The organism is Ruegeria sp. Alg231-54 (genome assembly GCF_900143525.1).
Taxonomy (GTDB): domain Bacteria; phylum Pseudomonadota; class Alphaproteobacteria; order Rhodobacterales; family Rhodobacteraceae; genus Ruegeria.
Genome location: NZ_FREZ01000001.1, coordinates 372,502 through 389,717, shown reverse-complemented (window position 1 = coordinate 389,717; position 17,216 = coordinate 372,502). Strand labels below are relative to the sequence as shown.

Sequence of the window (17,216 nt, the reverse complement as noted above, 5' to 3'; positions counted from 1 at the left end):
CCTCGCCCTATCACTGGGTTCAAAGACTATGTGACAGGGCGAGGCCATGAGCGATTCAATTGCGGTAACAGAGCTGACGGAAGATCAAGCACGTGCCGAGCTGGCGCGACTTTCGGAATTGATTGCGCGGGCCAACACGCTGTATCACGCCGAGGACGCCCCAGAGATCTCGGACGCCGACTACGATGCGCTAAAGAGGCGAAACGCGGACATCGAAGCGCGTTTCCCCAAGTTGAAACGGCCCGACAGCCCCACAGATCAAGTGGGCGCAAGACCGGCGGAGGGATTTTCAAAACTCGTACACGCTGTCAGAATGATGTCCCTGGGCAATGCGTTCAACGATGAGGACGTTTCGGATTTTGACAGGTCAATCCGCAAATATCTGGGATTGAGCGACACGGCCGAGCTGGATTTTACTGCTGAACCCAAGATTGACGGTCTGTCCCTATCGCTAAGATATGAACAGGGGAAGCTCGTGCAGGCGGCAACCCGAGGCGACGGCGAGATTGGTGAAAACGTGACTTCGAACGCGCGGACGATCTCGGACATTCCGCACAGCGTCCAAAACGCTCCGGATGTTCTGGAAGTACGCGGTGAAGTTTACATGTCGCATGAAGACTTCGACAAGCTGAACGCGCGACAGACAGAACTGGGCGAAAAGGTATTTTCAAATCCACGAAACGCTGCCGCGGGGTCGTTGAGACAGCTTGACTCGAAAATAACACGCTCCCGTCCGCTGCGGTTTTTCGCTTATGCCTGGGGTGAGTTGTCAGCCCCCTTGGCCGATACACAAATGGGTGCCATCGAACGGTTGGCGGAATTCGGTTTCTCAACCAACCCACTGACAGCATTGTGCGAAACGACAGATCAGATGATCAAGCACTACCGTAGCATCGAAGCGCAACGCGCAACGCTTGGCTATGACATCGATGGCGTTGTCTACAAGGTGAACGACTTGGCGCTGCAGGCCCGGTTGGGGTTCAGATCCACGACTCCCAGATGGGCCATCGCGCATAAGTTTCCCGCTGAACTGGCATGGACAAGGCTGGAGGCTATCGACATTCAGGTCGGCCGCACGGGTGCGCTCAGCCCGGTTGCCCGGCTGCACCCGGTAACTGTTGGTGGCGTCGTAGTGTCCAATGCCACGCTGCATAACGAGGACTATGTCGCTGGTCGCGACGCAAAGGGCGGCGCGATCCGGGATGGGAAAGATATTAGGGTCGGCGACTGGGTGCAGGTTTATCGCGCGGGCGACGTGATCCCAAAAGTGGCGGATGTCGATGTTTCGAAACGTCCAGATGGCGCGCAACCTTATGATTTTTCCACAACCTGTCCAGAATGCGGCAGTGATGCGGTTCGGGAAGAAGGCGATGCCGTTAGACGCTGCACCGGTGGGATTATTTGCCCGGCGCAGGCCGTTGAAAAACTGAAACATTTCGTATCTCGGAAAGCGTTCGATATCGAAGGGTTGGGCGCCAAGCAGATTGAAATGTTCTATGATGACCCGGACTTGCCAATCAAAACCCCGGTGGACATCTTCACGCTGCAGACCAGAGATGCGGCCAATCTCAACAAGCTCGCCAACCGTAAGGGTTGGGGCGCGCAAAGTGCCGGGAACCTTTGGGCTGCAATTGATGAAAAACGCCAAATCCAATTCGGACGCCTTCTTTTTGCTTTGGGCATTCGACATGTCGGAGAGGCGGCGTCGAATCTGATCGCGAACCACTATGGCGCTTGGACAGAATTTGAGCGCGCCGTCACCGCAGCCGCTGGTTTCGAAGGACCTGAGTGGGACGAGCTTTTGGGCATAGATGGCGTAGGTGATGTCATGGCGCGCGCGTTGGTTTCTGCGTTTGCTCAGGACGCAGAACGCGCCAGCATCGACGCTTTGGTCACGCAATTGGACGTGCAGGACACCAAACGACCCGACACATCGGGCAGTCCGGTGGCTGGCAAGACGGTTGTCTTTACAGGGTCACTTGAAAAGATGACCCGCGCCGAGGCCAAAGCCCGCGCCGAAGCGCTGGGGGCCAAGGTCTCTGGGTCGGTCAGCAAGAAGACTGATTTGCTGGTGGCAGGCCCTGGTGCTGGGTCAAAAGCCAAGAAGGCAGCAGAGCTTGGGATAGAGACGCTGGACGAAGATGAATGGCTGCACCTGATCGGCACCGCATGAGCGGTCGCCCTGAAATCCTGTTTCCCCTGTTCGCGGGGCTGGAGACGCTGGAAGGCGTTGGCCCCAAAACTGCGCAGACAATGGTGCAGGCAGGGATCGAGTCGCCGCGTGATGTGCTGTTCGGCTTGCCCTATGCTGTCGTGGACCGCAGGCGGCGCGATACAATCCAGGGGGCTGATCTGCCAACGACATTGACAGTAGAGGTCACGGTCGGCACCCACAGGCCGTCGCGAAGCAAGGGCGGGGCATACCGCATTCACGTCGAAGACACGCAGACCGAGTTTCAGTTGGTCTTTTTCCACGCGCGTGGCGACTATTTGAAAAAAGTTCTACCGCAAGACAGCCGTCGTGTGATCTCTGGCAAGCTCGAACTTTTCGACGGCATGGCGCAGATGGTTCATCCAGATCACATGCTGCCCGTGGAAAGCGCGGATGACATACCAGAATTCGAGCCGGTTTATCACCTGACGCAGGGCATCACCCAAAAAACGGCGTACAAGGCGGTACGTAGCGCATTGACCCGCGCGCCACAGCTGGCTGAGTGGATTGACCCTGCGCAAGCGTCAAAACAGGGCTGGCCGGATTGGGCCACGGCTGTGTCCGCGGCGCACAACCCACAAGGGGCGGATGATGTGGCCGCGCACGCGCCAGCCCGGGAACGCCTTGCCTACGACGAACTGTTTGCGCATCAGGTGACACTGGCTCTGGCGCGACAACGCGAGCGGAAGGCCCGGGGCATCGTGAGCGTCGGCACTGGTGCTCTGCAAGCTAAAGTTCTTGCTAATCTGCCTTACAAACCCACCGGGGCTCAGACGCAGGCGATCAAGGAAATAATCGCCGACATGGGCTCGGACGCACGGATGAACCGATTGCTGCAAGGCGATGTGGGCGCAGGGAAAACTTTGGTCGCCTTCATGGCACTTCTGGTCGCGGTCGAGGCTGGTGGACAGGGTGTCATGATGGCGCCGACCGAGATTCTGGCCAGGCAGCATTTGGAAGGCCTGCGCCCGCTTGCCGAAGAGGCCGGAGTCGTTCTGGAAATCCTGACTGGGCGGGACAAGGGCGCCGAACGGCGTGCAAAGCTGGCCGCCCTGAAACAGGGCGATATTCACATCCTTGTCGGCACCCACGCGGTGTTTCAAAGCGATGTGGAGTTCCACGCCCTGCGACTTGCCATTGTGGACGAACAGCACCGGTTTGGGGTCCGCCAAAGGATGGAGCTGTCCGAAAAAGGGCAGGGCGCGGATGTTCTTGTGATGACCGCGACACCGATCCCGCGCAGCCTGGCCTTGGCGCAATATGGGGACATGGACGTCTCTGTTCTGGATGAAAAACCACCGGGGCGGAAACCAATCAAAACGGCGATTATCAGCACCGAGCGTATGGATGACGTCGTGGCGCATTTGCGTCGGGCTATCGATGAAGGACGTCAGTGCTATTGGGTCTGTCCGCTGGTCGATGAATCCGAAGTCTCGGACCTAACGGCAGCGGAAGAGCGGTTCAAACGGCTGCGTGCCATACTGGGCGAAGGTATTGTCGGCCTGGTTCATGGCCAGATGCCCGCGTCCGACAAGGATGCCGCAATGGCCGCGTTTCAAGAGGGCCGAACAAAAGTACTTGTTGCCACGACTGTAATCGAGGTTGGCGTGAATGTTCCGAACGCCTCGATCATGGTGATCGAACGGGCTGAGATTTTCGGGTTGGCTCAACTACACCAGCTGCGCGGCCGCGTTGGTCGGGGTGAAGCGGACTCGACCTGCTTGCTGATGTATCAACCGCCCCTTAGTGAAGGTGGGCGCAAACGGCTGGAAGTACTGCGTGAGACCGAAGACGGGTTCCGGATATCAGAGACTGACCTGCAGATGCGCGGCGCAGGTGACCTGATCGGTACAGCCCAATCCGGGTTGCCGAAATTCCGGATTGCGGACCTGGAACGCCAGGCCGGATTGATGGCTGTAGCACAGACGGACGCACGCAATTTGCTTAGCAAAGACCCGACTCTGGCCACGGACCGTGGGCAGGCGGTGCGTGTTCTACTTTGGCTCATGAAACAGGATCAGGCAATCCGTTTAATTTCAGTGGGTTAGCAACTTTGTTCCACAAAGTTTACAAATGTTCTCTAAAAGTTCTTTACCGACTCGGTAAAATATGAGAACAAAAGGTCAACAAAGGATTAAAACCAGACCGGAGGTGAGACCATGCTGACCCAGATCAAGACCGCCATAAGCCGTTCGCATTCCACGCTATTGCAGGATGCGGCAGGTGCGGTGTCGTTGGTGGTGATGCTGGTGGTTGCCCTTCACCTTCCCGGAGCGTTCTGACCCTTTCTGCCTGCGATCTCGTGCCGAAAACTCCGCGCCGTCGTCCCCATTTCTGTCAAGGGTGACCTGCCTGTCCCAATTCCCTTGAAAGGGCCATGCCTCGGCCCTGCGCGGAAATACGGATCCCACGCGAGACACGCATTGCCTACCGCCGCCCTTTCCGCCCGGAAGGAGCGGCGGTTTTTTTTACAACTGTCCGGTTTTGAAGATTTCGAGCATCGCCGACAGCACGGAATTCACTGCAACCGATGCCAGGATCATCCCCATGATGCGGCTGATAATGGCGGCACCGGAATGGCCAATCAGTCGAATGATCGGCTCGGCCAGCAGCATCAAAACAAAGGCGATGGCCACGACAGACAACATAACCAGTGCCGTGATGCCTTGATCCGCCACGCTGAACCGATTGTTGTCAGTCAGGATAACCACGGCTAGCATTGCACCCGGCGACGCCAGTGAGGGCACCGCCAATGGAAAGATCGCGGGGTTGGGCTTGTGGAATTTGTCTTCCTGATCGTCTTCTGCTGCGCGTTGTTCAACCTCTTGTTTGCTATCGCCAAAGATCATCGTCAGGGCGAACAGGAACAGGATGATCCCTCCGGCCACTTGGAACGAGTTCAACCCGATATCCAGCGCCTCGATCAGCAGTTGTCCAAAGACAAGGAAGAACAGTAAAACCCCGGCACTTATGAACGCCGCCAACAGGGCTGTTTTGCGCCGGGCCGCAGCCCCAAGCCCGGCTGTAACGGCGATAAAAACGGGAATTGTTCCAATCGGATCAATGACGACCCACAGGGTAACAAAATGTTCCAGCAAACTATTCAAGCGAAATTCTCCCCAAAACTATGGCGGAGGTTAGATGGGTTTGAATTGAATTACCATCTTCAGGCGCAGTTGGCCTGTTCGGCTTGTTCCATAGCTTCAGCAGTGGCATCCAACGCCAGCAGAATCGAAGCGTGCCGGTTCTTGTAATCACGCGCAGGCATGAGAACTTCCAGCCCGTCAAACGGCGCGTCCGGAGCAGGGCCGTCTTTCTTCAGCATAGCCGACAGCTGATCCCGCGCGGTTTCAATTTGCGCGCGCGTGGTTCCGATTACAGCGGATCCAACGACCGAGGCCGAGGCCTGACCCAGGGCGCAGGCCTTAACGTCCTGACCAAAGTCGGATACGTGACCGTCCTCAACCTTGACGTCCACGGTCACGGTCGACCCGCACAATGGCGAGCGTTTCTTGACGGTCGCATCAGGGTTTTCCAGTCGTTCCAGATGCGGAATGTCCGCAGCCAGGGCCAGAATGCGCCCGGAATACAGCTTTATCAGGTCGTTTTCGCCAGACATGGCTTTCCCTCGTTGCGTGTTCCCCATACATAGTGGCCATCCACCGGGATGCAAAAGGTTTTTACAATGTCCGAGACCGTCACTTTCGATCCGTCGAGCCTGAAGTTTAACGACGCCGGTCTGATCCCGGCGATCGCACAGGATGAAGCCTCTGGCGAGGTCCTGATGATGGCGTGGATGAACGCAGAAGCGGTTGAAAAAACTCTTGAAACGCGCCGCGTGACGTATTGGTCGCGGTCACGCCAGTCGTTCTGGATCAAGGGCGAAACCTCGGGGCATGTTCAGGAACTGATCGATTTCCGCGTCGATTGTGATCGCGACTGCCTGCTGGTCTTGGTGAGACAGACCGGCGCGGCCTGCCACACCAACCGACGCACTTGCTTTTACACCGCTGTGCGAGATGGCGGCGAAGTCGAACTGATGGGTCCAATGGACTAGGGCGATCTCAGCCCAACTATGGCCCGAACCTGTTCTGCGGAAATCCCGTCGGCGCGATACTTGAAAATTGCTCGCGCATCGTCGCGTTTTGCCAAGCGTTTTCCTGCATCATCTCGGATCAGTTTGTGATGGTGATAGACGGGTGTTGGCAAGCCAAGTAGGGCTTGCAGCAAGACGTGGATGCGCGTCGCCTCGAACAGGTCCTGACCGCGCACGACATGAGTTACTCCTTGCGCCGCGTCATCCAGAACCACGGATAAATGGTAGGAGGTTCCCATATCACGCCGGGACAATACCACGTCTCCGATTGTGTCCCGTAACTCATCAGCAGTGAAAGTGACGGGGCCCGTTTCCCCTTCCGGTCTTGCGCCTGTTTCTTCGAAAACTGCCGATTTTGCATACGGTTGAGCGGCAGTCCTAAACAAATCTGGAACTACACGTGCAGCAGTTTCAATATCCAGTCGAAGGGGCATATCTTGTGGAATCGGCCCCGTTCGATCTGAAACATCCCTGCACGTGCCCGGATAAATGATCCCATCCGGCCCGTGCAGAGGTACTCCTTCCTGCGGCGCTCCGGCGGCGGCGGCAATGTCCCGACGGTTGCAGGTGCACGGGTACAACAGACCTTGCGACCACAACGTTTTCAGCGCGTCTTCATAAGTCGACACACGAGACGATTGCCGCATCACGGGTTCTGGCCAGGTCAATCCAAGCCAGGTCAGATCGTCATAAATCTGCTCTTCCCAATTTGCCCGGCAGCGGGAGCGGTCGATGTCTTCGATCCGCAATAAAAATTGACCGCCCTCAGCGGCGGCCATATCACTGGCAAGAAGTGCAGAATAGGCATGGCCAAGATGAAGCGGCCCTGTAGGAGATGGGGCAAATCTGGTAATGAATGTCACGTCTTCTCAACAACATATACGTCAGATTTAAGGTCCATCCCGGGAAGATGCGGCCCGTATTCCCGAAACAACAACCGCGCAGCGCCCATGTCCAGCCAATCGTTCAAACGGGTGGTGAAGGACGGGTCGTCAAGTGTGTGATCGTTGAAGGAAAAGGCCAGTAAGCCACCTTTGGGTAGCGCCTTCATCAACAGGTCGAATGTCTCTGGCGGTGCGGCGCCGGTTCCGATCACGCCAATCGCTGTGATTGCCTTATAGGCATCTTGCTCCAGCGGTTCCGGATCGGTGATCTCAAACGTCGTGAGGTTTCTGTAAACCTCCTTGGCGGCTGCCCCTTCAAGCATCTTTGGCGTGGGATCCACACCATCGATTACCTGAAATCCCGTATCGTGAAGGGCTTTGCCGGACAGACCCGTGCCACAACCGTAATCCAGAACAGGCGTCTGCGGTTCGGGCATCTGGGACCAAAGCGCCTCGGCCACGCGGCCAGGCGTGGCGTAGCCATGTGACCCAACTTCGGCGTCGTATGACGAGGCCCATTTCTGATAATGCGTACGGGTCGCCTCGGGCGTATCAAGCCCGTAGGCGTCTTTGAGGTATTTGTCGCTCATACCCGTATATTAGGCCGGGTGGACGCAATGCGTCCAGTCAGCAATGTGCCAGCCAGTCTGTCCATTCCGTCTTGGCCCGGTCGGTGTAGGCCTTGTACCGGTCCTTACGGCCCCGGCGACCCCCTTTGATGCCATCAACCGGGCGAAACAGACCAAAGTTGACGTTCATGGGTTGAAAGGTTTTCGCCTCGGCCCCGCCGGTGATGTGGTGTATCAACGCGCCCATGGCGCTGTCCTGCGGGATCTCTGGCAGGGAACGCCCCAGGATCTCGGCAGCAGCCAGCCGCCCAGCCAACAAGCCCATTGCAGCGCTTTCCACATATCCTTCGACGCCGGTGATCTGGCCGGCAAACCGAATATTCGGCTTTGATTTCAGCCGCATCTGCCCGTCCAGCAATGTCGGAGAGTTGATGAACGTGTTGCGGTGAATTCCGCCCAAGCGCGCGAAACTGGCATTCTCAAGTCCGGGGATCATGCGGAATACGTCAGTTTGTGCACCATATTTCATTTTGGTCTGAAAACCGACGATGTTGAACAACGTACCCAGCGCGTTGTCTCGGCGCAGTTGAACAACGGCATGAGGTTTGACGTCAGGCTGATGCGGATTGGTCAGACCGACCGGCTTCATCGGTCCGTGGCGCAGCGTTTCGCGGCCCCGTTCCGCCATAACCTCGATGGGTAGGCAGCCGTCAAAATACCCGGCAGTTTCACCTTCGTGAAATTCGGTTTTGTCAGCGGATAGCAGGGCGTCAATGAAAGCCTCGTACTGATCGCGGTCCATTGGACAGTTCAGATAGGCCGTCCGCTCCTCTTCGGTTTCGCCCTTGTCATAACGTGACTGCATCCACGCCTGGCTCATGTCGATGCTGTCGGCATAGACAATGGGCGCGATGGCGTCGAAGAACGCCAGAGCTTCAGCACCTGTCTGAGCCCTGATCGACTCGCCCAGCGACGAGGACGTCAACGGACCCGTCGCAATGATCCATTGGCCGTCGTCGGGCAGGGCGGTGACTTCTTCGCCCGTCACCTCGACCCGTGGATGGGCTTGCAGCTTGGCGGTTACTGCTTCGGCAAACGGATCACGATCCACGGCCAATGCGCCACCAGCGGGCAGGCGATGCGTATCGGCGGTGCCCATGATGATGCCGTTGGCTTCGCGCATTTCCCAATGCAACAGACCGACGGCATTCTGTTCGTCGTCATCCGAGCGGAAGGAGTTCGAGCACACCATCTCGGCCAGATTGCCGGTCTGGTGCGCAAAAGTGCCCACTTTGGGCCGCATTTCGTGGATTACAACATCCACGCCCATTTCCGCTGCTTGCCAGGCCGCCTCGGACCCTGCCATGCCGCCGCCAACTATATGCAATTTCTGTGTCATGAGGTGCCACATAGGGCACAGCATCGCGCAACGCAACACACGCCAGATTTCGCGTTGATTAGCCAGTAATTTAAGGAGGGTACTTGGGGTCGCCGCAGCGGGAATGTCAGCGCCGGTGAGAGAAACCAGCTTGGAGGGACCTTCCGCCTACAGCGACCCAAAAGCGTATTTGGGCCTAAGCCATGTCTCAGCTTTGCCACAGTGTGGCCCTTTTGAAAAGGACTAAATTGCGAACAGTCGCGAAAATTACTTAAAATAATCTCGTTATTGTTCCCAATTTGGCGGTCTTTTTTCGATAAATGCAGATATTCCTTCTTCGGTATCCCGATGCATCATATTCTGCGCCATTACCTCTCCGGTATAGGCGTAGGCCTGTTCGATCGGCATATCCAATTGCTTGTAATAGGCCTGTTTGCCTACTTTGACCGCTGATCCAAGCTTGTCGGCCAGTTGTTCGGCCAGTGCCGTCGTTTCATGTTCCAACAACATTTCCGGTACGGCGCGATTGATCAGGCCTAGCTCTGTCGCGCGCTCCGCCGAGATAAACGCGCCAGTTGTCAACATTTCAAAAGCCTGTTTCCGGGGGATATTCCGGCTGAGGGCCACCATAGGGGTCGAGCAAAACAAACCGATATTGACCCCGTTTACACCAAAGCGCGTGCCTTCGGCTGCAATCGCAAGATCACAAGTGGCCACCATTTGGCAGCCGGCGGCCGTGGCGATGCCGTGGACTTGCGCGATCACGGGTTGCGGCAGGGATTGAATCGACAGCATCATTTTGGCGCACTGCGCGAACAAGTCCTGGAAGTAGGCTTTTCCCCCATCCTCGCTCTGACGTCCCGCAGTCATCTGTTTCAGATCGTGACCTGCGCAAAACGCCTTGCCTTCGCCGGACAGGATCACGGCGCGAATACTCGAGTCGTTGCTTAAGGCGTCGAATTCAGCCTGAAGTGCTGCCAGCATCTCTTCGCTCAGGGCATTCAGGCGCTCTGGCGCGTTCATTTTCAACCGGGCAACGCCGTTCATGTCGTTACGTTCCAGAATTCCCATCTTGCTCTCCGATCTGATGTCGGGCCAACTCTAGGGTGGCAATTCGAGGAGGGGAAGTATGTCGTTGGTTTTGAACCGCGAACAACTGTCAGATTATCTGGTCGAGGTTTTTCCACAGGTCGAGAAGGACTTTGTCATCGACAGCCTGGATGAAAACTCAATCACCATGCGGCTGAAGGTCGGGGACAGGCATCTGCGGCCAGGGGGGACAGTTTCAGGCCCGTCGATGTTCGGTCTGGCCGATGTCAGCGTCTATGCAATGATCCTTGCATTGAAAGGACGTCAGTCGCTGGCGGTGACGACGGGGTGTTCGATGGATTTCATGCGCAAACCCGATGGGGCCAACGATATGATCGCGCGCTGCAGCTTGCTAAAACTGGGCAAGACGCTTGCGGTAGGCGATGTTCTGATGTTCTCGGAAGGCTCAGACAAACCCGTGGCGCGGGCTACGATGACCTATTCATTGCCACCGGCGGGGTCTGCAGCTGCGGCATTTGGGTAAAAAAGGGCCGGGTATGAAACCCGGCCTAGGAAGAGGTCCCGATAGGGACTGGGGATAATTAATACTGCCAGAAATAGCGTTTGATCTCGCGGTCGGCCGCGGGGCGGGTCAGGCCGACATCTTTAAGCATGCGATCATCCAGCTTTGACAGGTTAACTCTGCTGCGGCGCTGTCGTTCCCACTGTGTGACAGTCGCCGCAAACCGCACGGCCAGCGCGGCGATCATCGGCAGCCGAGGGCTATCGTTCAGCAGCATGAGGGCGGGGTTGTGCATATGGCGTGTCATCTTGGGTATCCCTTCAAATTGTATTGACACAAAGTACTAATGTTCGGTACATGTGTGTGATACATTCGGGATTGTGTCAAAAGCAAAGGAAGAATTGTAATGGATACAATTTGGCCAGAGGCGTTACCAAAATCCAAAGGTCCCAAGTACACACTGGTCGCCGACACAATACGAAAAGCGATTGAGAACAAAGCGCTGGAGATAGGGTCTAAACTGCCTCCAGTCCGGGAGCTTGCGTATCGGTTACAAATAACGCCCGGCACGGTTGCCCGGGCATATACGATTCTGACGGAAGAAGGTTTGCTACAAGCCGAGGTTGGACGTGGTACATTTGTCGCCCCTCCAAAATCACCTTTGCTGGACGATGTGTGGGCAAGACAACTTCACCTGCGCGACGACAAGTACAACGCCGATGTCAGCCTGTTCAGCCCCAGATTACCGGACGTGGGGCAGGTGGCATTGATCAGGGAATGTCTTAAGAAAGTGTCCCAAGCCGATCCGCGTTTGCTGATGAATTACCCGACGCGCGATGCGTACCAACCCATGCGGCAGGCGGTCGTTGAATGGCTCTCAGATCTGCCGCTTGGCGCAGTGACCCATGATGATGTGGTTCTGACGCATGGTGGGCAAAATGGTCTTTGCCTTGTGTTTCAGACGATCCTGCGCGGCCCCAAGCCGGTCGTTCTGGTTGAAGATCTGTCATATGCCGGTTTCCGTCGGGCAGGTGAGTTGATGCGAGCCGAGGTTGTCGGCGTGAAGATGGACAAGTGGGGCGTTGACCCTCAGGCTATGGATCACATTTTGCGCCAGACCCAGGCGCAAGCAGTTTGCGTCTCGCCCGAGGTGCAAAACCCAACCGGTACACATACGCCGCTGGAACGTCGAAAAGAGGTTGTGGAAGTCGCCCGCCGCCATGATTTGCAGATCATTGAAGACGATTGCTATCGAATGGGGGACGCACGCGAGCCCAGCTATCGCGCTTTGGCACCTGAACGGGGTTGGCATGTTTCGTCGATCTCAAAGATCCTGACGCCAGCCCTGCGGGTCGGGTTCGCCATCGCCCCGCGCGAACGCAGCGTCGATCTTCGGCGCTCAGCCGAATACGGCTATTTCGGTTTGGCACAACCGCTTGCAGAACTGACCCGGCTGTTGCTGTCTGATCCACGGACACGGCAGATCGCCAGGGACGTCCGTGCCCGGATGGGCGATTATGTCCGGGTGACGGTCAATGCGCTTGGCGGCTTTGATCTGAACTGGGCGCCGGACGTGCCGTTTGTCTGGCTGAACCTACCGTCGGGTTGGCGTGCCGCCGCATTCAGCCGTGCTGCTGAACGCGAAGGCATTCAGTTACGGTCTGCCGACGAGTTCGCGCTGCGGGACGGGCGTGCCCCCAACGCCGTACGCATTGCGATGAATGGGCACGTGTCGTTGGAGCGGTTCGAGGCCGCAATGCAGCGCCTGCGTGCACTTTTAGATAATCCGCCGGAACAGATCAGCGTCTAGGCCCCTAGCTCAATGGGGCGGGGTCACCAAAGAACCCGGCCAGATGTGAAATCTTGCCTTGTTCATCCAATCGAACGAAATCGTGGCCGGTCACCATTACGGTGCCGTCGGGGTCAACCATATGCCAAGTAAAGTGGACGACATCGTGATGATTATTGGGGTTGCTGGTCAGCTCAACCCGACCGCCAGAGCTTTGGAGGACTTCCCCGATATGATCGCACAGGTTTGACCGTCCGTTCACTTCTGCCGTCGGGTCTACATAGACGCCATCCGTGGCGAAACACTTGGTTAATAGGTCAAGGCGTTGACCTTGGTCCGCCTGTTGCCAGGCCGCCCCGTAATCGGCGATGGTTTGCTGCCAATCCATTCTCTGGCCACTCCTTTTTTGATCGCTGGTCTACGACAGTATATCTGGTCGGGGATATTTGCGGAAATTGATGGCGATTTCATGGGGTAAAATAATACCTATTTCGTAATATGTTGTAATTGCTAGATTATTTTTGATTTCACGTTCTTGACGCGCCACAAGGGTACATCTAAATACGCAACATCGAATTCGGGCCGCTCCGTATGTGGGCGGTCTTTCACATCAAACAGGACTATCCTGCCATGAAAACCTTTTCTGCAACACCTGCAGACATCGACAAGAAATGGATCCTGATCGACGCCGAGGGCGTTGTTCTGGGTCGTCTTGCTTCGATCGTCGCCATGCGTCTGCGTGGCAAGCACAAAGCGTCGTTCACCCCGAACATGGACATGGGCGACAATGTCATCGTGATTAACGCTGACAAAATCCAGATGACCGGCAAGAAGCGCGAAGAAAACTTCTACTGGCACACTGGCCACCCGGGCGGCATCAAGTCGCGCACCAAGCAGCAGATCCTTGAAGGCAAGCACCCCGAGCGTGTTGTGACCCAAGCGGTCAAGCGCATGCTGCCTGGCAACCGCCTGTCGCGTCAGGTTATGACCAACCTGCGTGTTTATGCCGGTGCTGAGCACCCGCATGAAGCCCAGTCGCCCGAAGTTCTGGATGTTGCATCCATGAACAAGAAAAACACCCGGAGCTAATGACCATGGCTGATCAGATCAATACTCTCGAAGAGCTGAGCGCCGTTGCAGGCGTTGAGGTTGTGGCCGAAGAAGTCATCGTGCGCGAACCCGTACGTGACGAACTGGGTCGCTCTTATGCCACCGGCAAGCGTAAAGACGCTGTTGCCCGCGTTTGGATCAAGCCGGGTTCCGGCAAGGTCACCGTAAACGGCAAGGATCAGGACAAGTATTTTGCGCGTCCCGTTCTGCAGCTGATCCTGCGCCAGCCGTTCCAGGTTGCCGGCGTTGAAGGTGAGTTCGACGTTGTTGCAACCGTCAAAGGCGGTGGCCTGACCGGTCAGGCCGGTGCGGTCAAGCACGGCATCTCGAAAGCGCTGCAGTTGTACGATCCGTCCCTGCGTGGCGCACTGAAAGCCGCTGGCTTCCTGACCCGCGACAGCCGCGTTGTTGAACGTAAGAAATACGGTAAGCGCAAAGCGCGTCGTTCGTTCCAGTTCTCGAAGCGTTAATTCGCCACCGAGTACAAAAAATCAAAAGGGCTCGCATGTGCGAGCCCTTTTTCGTTTGAGATGCGTGTTGGGGGTTATTCTTCGTACATCATCTTCCAGGCACCGTTTTCGACAACATTCACATAGACTGAATCAGCCCCCTGATGGTCATCAGGTCCAAAAGTCATGTGGTTGCCCACCAGTTCATCCTGATAGTCCAGCGTTTCCATCGCGGCGATAAAGCTTTCATGCGTCAGATCGGGGCCAGCAGCCTCAAGCGCTTTGACCATCGTTTCGGCCGCAGAATATCCCAGCATGGCAAATCCGACGGGGTCTTCACCGGTTGCCGCTTTATATTCTTCGATAAAGGAGGCAGGGGCGGGGTCTTCTGCGCGGGACCACAGATCCTGCCACGACGCGGCGGCGTAGAAACCGTCTGTCACTCCGCCGGGCACCTGCGCAACAACAGTCAGGAAACTGGCCGATGTACCGAGAAACTTCATATCAGTCAGGCCCATCTTTTTGGCGGTGCCGACAACGGTAATGGCCTGACGCACACCCAAAGCGATCGTGACGATATCGCAGCCTTCTTCCTTGAGCTTGCTCAGCGAGCCCACGAAATCCGTTTCATCCGGCTTGTGCGTGGTCTCGGCGACGAAAGTGATCCCGGCTTCTTCGGCACCGGCCTTGGTACCTTCGACGATTTCGGCACCAAAATCGGTTGGCAGGTACATCGAACACACTGACTGGCCACCGAACTCGCCCGCCAGATACGTCACTCCAACACGGCTTTGGTCAAAGTAGGTCGAAAAGGCCGTGAACTTGTTGTCCATCGGTTCCTGCAACATTTGCCGAGCGGCGGACAGAGGGGCGACATTGGGAATACCTTTTGGATCCAACAACTTGAAGCCCGCGACGTTCATCGGAGTTCCCAGCGACTGTAGCATCGCAAACACCTTGTCGCGGTTCAGCAGCTTGTTGTAGCCCTGCATCGCGCGCGGCATCTGATATCCGTTGTCCTCGACCACATAGCGGATCGTACGCCCGTGCACGCCGCCATTTGCGTTCACCCGGTCAAACACCACATTTGCACCTTTAGTGGCCGGAACACCGACGGCCGCGAAGATACCGCTCAGATCGTTGACCGATCCGATGACGATCTCATCATCCGTGACACCCTGTGTCTGTGCATTGGCAAGGGTCGCCGAAGCCGTCAAGGCGGTGGCCGCCGCCAGCCGCATAATCACATTCTTCATCTTTCTCCTCCCTTTGGGTTATCTCTTTTTCTAATCGTACATGTCTTCAATAAGATGGCCGTGTTTCTTTTCGACAAAACTGCGTTTCAGCTTCATTGTTGCGGTCAGTTCATCGTCATCTGCGGTCAGAAGTACATCAATCAGGCGAAAGTCCTTGATCTGCTCGACCCGCGCGAAATCCTTGTTCACGGCATCGATTTCCGCCTGAATCTGATCTTTGACTTCAGAGGCCGCACATAGGGACGCGAAATTCGAAAACGGGATCTTCCGATCTTGTGCGAATTTTTCAACGTTTTCCTGATCAATCATGATCAGCGCTGTCAGGTACTTACGCTTGTCGCCGATGATCACCGCGTCCGCGATATAGTGGCTGAATTTCATTCGGCTTTCGATCTCGGCAGGGGTGATATTCTTGCCACCGGCAGTGATGATGATGTCTTTCATGCGTCCCGAAATAGTGACGTAGCCGTCATTATCGATATGCCCCAAGTCGCCGGTTCGCAGCCAGCCATCGGCGGTAAAAGTCTCGGCCGTTTTAGCGTTGTTACGCCAATACCCCTGAAAGATATTAAGGCCCTTTAGCTGAATCTCACCGTCTTCGGAGATACGGATGTCATTTCCGGGCACAGCGCGTCCGATGGTCCCGACCTTATTGCGTTCAATGGTGTTTAGCGTCGCCAGACCCGAAGTTTCGGTCATCCCGAACCCTTCGACCAACGGGACTCCAATAGCCCAGTACCATTTCAGCAGATCGGTCGAAATCGGGGCCGCGCCTGAACCGCCGCGCCGCATCTTGTCCATACCCAGCATGCGGCGCAGGTTGCGCAGAACCAGCCGGTCCCACAGCCAGAATTGCGCGGCGACGCCGGCTGGGACGGGTTTGCCAGCCAGAATGTACTCGGCCCGCGCAAGCCCTGCCTTCAGGGCCATGCCAAAGGCTACGCGGCCCGTGGGCGTCGCATCCTGCGTCATGATCTGAACGTAGGAATAAATCTTCTCCCAAACACGCGGAACAGCCGTGAAGGTCGAGGGTGAGATCTCTTGCAAGTTCGCAAACACGGTCTCCGGGCTTTCGGCAAAATTTACGATGCATTTGGCGGCAAGTGGGAAGTAGATGGATACATCACGCTCTAGAATATGGCACAGCGGTAGAAAGCACAGCTGTTCGTCCGTCTCTAAGGCAGGCAACGCATGTGCCCCACATTCTATTGCCGCAAGGATGTTCTCATGGCTCAGCATCGCGCCTTTCGGCATTCCCGTGGTGCCCGAGGTGTAGATCAACAGCGCGGTATCCTGCGGCGACGCCAGCGCGATTTCAGCCTCGAAACGATCGGGATCTTCAGCCTCGGCTTGTTTGCCCAAAGTATATAGCGCGTCGATCATCATGCAGCGCGCGTGGTCCAGATCGTGCAGCCCCTCATCGTCAATAATGATGACATTCAGCAGCCCGGGAACCTCGTCTTCGACCTGCAGAAATTTGTCCAGTTGCTCTTCATTCTCGACGATCAGAAAGCGGCTGTCGCTGTCATTAATCAGGTATTTTAGCTGGTTAGCCGAGTCGGTGGTGTAGACACCAGACGCGATGCCACCAACGGCCTGAATGCCCATATCGAACCAAGCCCATTCCTTGCGGTCCTCTGACAGGATCGATACAACATCGCCGCGCTGCATCCCCAGTTTGCGCAGGGCAAGGCCAATCCACTTTGCGTGCTGCCAGTAATCTGCCCACGAATACGACCTCCAGATGCCGAGGTCCTTTTCACGGTGCGCTGTGCGATCGCCAAGCTCGGCGCAGCGTTTCCTGAACAGCTCGCAGATTGTCGTGCACTCATCGACACAGACCGGGCGCTGGCCGGGGTTTGCGTTCAGGCGAACGCCGTTGACTGTGATCTGAGGGGGCAGGGTTCTGATATTCATCTGT

At 56.5% G+C, this 17,216-nt stretch carries 18 protein-coding genes; 8 read left to right on the top strand and 10 right to left on the bottom strand.

Features of this window, described 5'->3' with window-relative positions; all coding sequences use genetic code 11:
- Nucleotides 1-46 precede the first annotated feature (46 nt).
- The 3 genes from ligA (at nt 47) to DHN12_RS25045 (ending at nt 4,494) form a co-directional block, all read left to right on the top strand.
- Nucleotides 47-2,173 (top strand): NAD-dependent DNA ligase LigA, encoded by a 2,127-nt coding sequence (gene ligA, locus DHN12_RS01985; protein ID WP_108858659.1) that lies wholly within the window; start codon nt 47-49, stop codon nt 2,171-2,173.
- Nucleotides 2,170-4,260, top strand: a complete 2,091-nt coding sequence (gene recG / locus DHN12_RS01980) for an ATP-dependent DNA helicase RecG (protein ID WP_108859077.1) — start codon at nt 2,170-2,172, stop codon at nt 4,258-4,260. The genes ligA and recG overlap by 4 nt, the downstream gene beginning before the upstream one ends.
- Before the next feature lie 111 nt (nt 4,261-4,371).
- Nucleotides 4,372-4,494, top strand: coding sequence for a hypothetical protein (locus DHN12_RS25045; protein WP_255414864.1), 123 nt, complete (start codon nt 4,372-4,374; stop codon nt 4,492-4,494).
- 186 nt (nt 4,495-4,680) lie between these two features.
- On the opposite strand, the gene DHN12_RS01975 is transcribed toward DHN12_RS25045, so the two are convergent.
- On the bottom strand, nt 4,681-5,319 hold the full coding sequence (locus tag DHN12_RS01975) for a MarC family protein (protein ID WP_108858658.1): 639 nt from the start codon (nt 5,317-5,319) through the stop codon (nt 4,681-4,683).
- A 59-nt stretch (nt 5,320-5,378) separates the two neighbouring features.
- The gene (locus DHN12_RS01970) at nt 5,379-5,831 is read right to left on the bottom strand and encodes an iron-sulfur cluster assembly scaffold protein (protein ID WP_108858657.1); all 453 of its coding nucleotides are present in this window, start codon (nt 5,829-5,831) and stop codon (nt 5,379-5,381) included.
- Between the two features lie 48 nt (nt 5,832-5,879).
- Between DHN12_RS01970 and hisI the strand changes: the two genes are divergently transcribed.
- Nucleotides 5,880-6,269 carry a phosphoribosyl-AMP cyclohydrolase gene (gene hisI / locus DHN12_RS01965; protein ID WP_108858656.1) on the top strand — a complete coding sequence of 130 codons (390 nt, stop codon included), beginning with the start codon at nt 5,880-5,882 and terminating at the stop codon, nt 6,267-6,269.
- Here hisI and gluQRS read toward each other — a convergent pair.
- The 4 genes from gluQRS to DHN12_RS01945 form a co-directional block, all read right to left on the bottom strand.
- A complete protein-coding gene (gluQRS, locus tag DHN12_RS01960) occupies nt 6,266-7,171 on the bottom strand; it encodes a tRNA glutamyl-Q(34) synthetase GluQRS (RefSeq protein ID WP_108858655.1) in 906 nt (301 codons plus the stop codon). The two genes, hisI and gluQRS, sit on opposite strands and share 4 nt — an antisense overlap.
- Nucleotides 7,168-7,782, bottom strand: coding sequence for a class I SAM-dependent methyltransferase (locus DHN12_RS01955; protein ID WP_108858654.1), 615 nt, complete (start codon nt 7,780-7,782; stop codon nt 7,168-7,170). The genes gluQRS and DHN12_RS01955 overlap by 4 nt, the downstream gene beginning before the upstream one ends.
- Nucleotides 7,783-7,819: 37 nt before the next feature.
- Nucleotides 7,820-9,160 (bottom strand): methylenetetrahydrofolate--tRNA-(uracil(54)-C(5))-methyltransferase (FADH(2)-oxidizing) TrmFO, encoded by a 1,341-nt coding sequence (gene trmFO / locus DHN12_RS01950; RefSeq protein WP_108858653.1) that lies wholly within the window; start codon nt 9,158-9,160, stop codon nt 7,820-7,822.
- Between the two features lie 264 nt (nt 9,161-9,424).
- Nucleotides 9,425-10,210 (bottom strand): enoyl-CoA hydratase, encoded by a 786-nt coding sequence (locus tag DHN12_RS01945; protein WP_108858652.1) that lies wholly within the window; start codon nt 10,208-10,210, stop codon nt 9,425-9,427.
- A 58-nt stretch (nt 10,211-10,268) separates the two neighbouring features.
- On the opposite strand from DHN12_RS01945, the gene DHN12_RS01940 reads away from it, so the two are divergent.
- The gene (locus tag DHN12_RS01940) at nt 10,269-10,712 is read left to right on the top strand and encodes a PaaI family thioesterase (RefSeq protein ID WP_108858651.1); all 444 of its coding nucleotides are present in this window, start codon (nt 10,269-10,271) and stop codon (nt 10,710-10,712) included.
- 58 nt (nt 10,713-10,770) lie between these two features.
- Here the strand turns inward: DHN12_RS01940 and DHN12_RS01935 are convergent, their stop codons facing one another.
- On the bottom strand, nt 10,771-10,998 hold the full coding sequence (locus tag DHN12_RS01935; RefSeq protein ID WP_108858650.1) for a DUF1127 domain-containing protein: 228 nt from the start codon (nt 10,996-10,998) through the stop codon (nt 10,771-10,773).
- A 99-nt stretch (nt 10,999-11,097) separates the two neighbouring features.
- On the opposite strand from DHN12_RS01935, the gene DHN12_RS01930 reads away from it, so the two are divergent.
- Nucleotides 11,098-12,501, top strand: coding sequence for a PLP-dependent aminotransferase family protein (locus tag DHN12_RS01930; RefSeq protein WP_108858649.1), 1,404 nt, complete (start codon nt 11,098-11,100; stop codon nt 12,499-12,501).
- Nucleotides 12,502-12,505: 4 nt separating this feature from the next.
- Here the strand turns inward: DHN12_RS01930 and DHN12_RS01925 are convergent, their stop codons facing one another.
- A complete protein-coding gene (locus DHN12_RS01925; RefSeq protein ID WP_058277912.1) occupies nt 12,506-12,868 on the bottom strand; it encodes a nuclear transport factor 2 family protein in 363 nt (120 codons plus the stop codon).
- Between the two features lie 242 nt (nt 12,869-13,110).
- On the opposite strand from DHN12_RS01925, the gene rplM reads away from it, so the two are divergent.
- Complete coding sequence (gene rplM / locus DHN12_RS01920; RefSeq protein ID WP_058271592.1) at nt 13,111-13,569, top strand: 50S ribosomal protein L13; 459 nt, start codon at nt 13,111-13,113, stop codon at nt 13,567-13,569.
- 5 nt (nt 13,570-13,574) lie between these two features.
- The gene (rpsI, locus tag DHN12_RS01915; protein WP_058271904.1) at nt 13,575-14,060 is read left to right on the top strand and encodes a 30S ribosomal protein S9; all 486 of its coding nucleotides are present in this window, start codon (nt 13,575-13,577) and stop codon (nt 14,058-14,060) included.
- Nucleotides 14,061-14,134: 74 nt separating this feature from the next.
- On the opposite strand, the gene DHN12_RS01910 is transcribed toward rpsI, so the two are convergent.
- On the bottom strand, nt 14,135-15,295 hold the full coding sequence (locus tag DHN12_RS01910; protein ID WP_108858648.1) for an ABC transporter substrate-binding protein: 1,161 nt from the start codon (nt 15,293-15,295) through the stop codon (nt 14,135-14,137).
- A 30-nt stretch (nt 15,296-15,325) separates the two neighbouring features.
- A complete protein-coding gene (locus tag DHN12_RS01905) occupies nt 15,326-17,212 on the bottom strand; it encodes a long-chain fatty acid--CoA ligase (RefSeq protein WP_108858647.1) in 1,887 nt (628 codons plus the stop codon).
- Nucleotides 17,213-17,216: the final 4 nt, after the last annotated feature.

Bases quoted from the DNA above. Each gene is read 5' to 3' on its own strand.
- DHN12_RS01935 (WP_108858650.1), bottom strand. From the start codon at position 10,998: ATGACACGCCATATGCACAACCCCGCCCTCATGCTGCTGAACGATAGC.
- ligA (WP_108858659.1), top strand. From the start codon at position 47: ATGAGCGATTCAATTGCGGTAACAGAGCTGACGGAAGATCAAGCACGT.
- DHN12_RS25045 (WP_255414864.1), top strand. From the start codon at position 4,372: ATGCTGACCCAGATCAAGACCGCCATAAGCCGTTCGCATTCCACGCTA.
- rplM (WP_058271592.1), top strand. From the start codon at position 13,111: ATGAAAACCTTTTCTGCAACACCTGCAGACATCGACAAGAAATGGATC.
- DHN12_RS01940 (WP_108858651.1), top strand. From the start codon at position 10,269: ATGTCGTTGGTTTTGAACCGCGAACAACTGTCAGATTATCTGGTCGAG.
- DHN12_RS01910 (WP_108858648.1), bottom strand. From the start codon at position 15,295: ATGAAGAATGTGATTATGCGGCTGGCGGCGGCCACCGCCTTGACGGCT.
- DHN12_RS01905 (WP_108858647.1), bottom strand. From the start codon at position 17,212: ATGAATATCAGAACCCTGCCCCCTCAGATCACAGTCAACGGCGTTCGC.
- rpsI (WP_058271904.1), top strand. From the start codon at position 13,575: ATGGCTGATCAGATCAATACTCTCGAAGAGCTGAGCGCCGTTGCAGGC.
- DHN12_RS01925 (WP_058277912.1), bottom strand. From the start codon at position 12,868: ATGGATTGGCAGCAAACCATCGCCGATTACGGGGCGGCCTGGCAACAG.
- DHN12_RS01955 (WP_108858654.1), bottom strand. From the start codon at position 7,782: ATGAGCGACAAATACCTCAAAGACGCCTACGGGCTTGATACGCCCGAG.
- DHN12_RS01970 (WP_108858657.1), bottom strand. From the start codon at position 5,831: ATGTCTGGCGAAAACGACCTGATAAAGCTGTATTCCGGGCGCATTCTG.
- hisI (WP_108858656.1), top strand. From the start codon at position 5,880: ATGCAAAAGGTTTTTACAATGTCCGAGACCGTCACTTTCGATCCGTCG.
- DHN12_RS01945 (WP_108858652.1), bottom strand. From the start codon at position 10,210: ATGGGAATTCTGGAACGTAACGACATGAACGGCGTTGCCCGGTTGAAA.
- recG (WP_108859077.1), top strand. From the start codon at position 2,170: ATGAGCGGTCGCCCTGAAATCCTGTTTCCCCTGTTCGCGGGGCTGGAG.
- DHN12_RS01930 (WP_108858649.1), top strand. From the start codon at position 11,098: ATGGATACAATTTGGCCAGAGGCGTTACCAAAATCCAAAGGTCCCAAG.
- trmFO (WP_108858653.1), bottom strand. From the start codon at position 9,160: ATGACACAGAAATTGCATATAGTTGGCGGCGGCATGGCAGGGTCCGAG.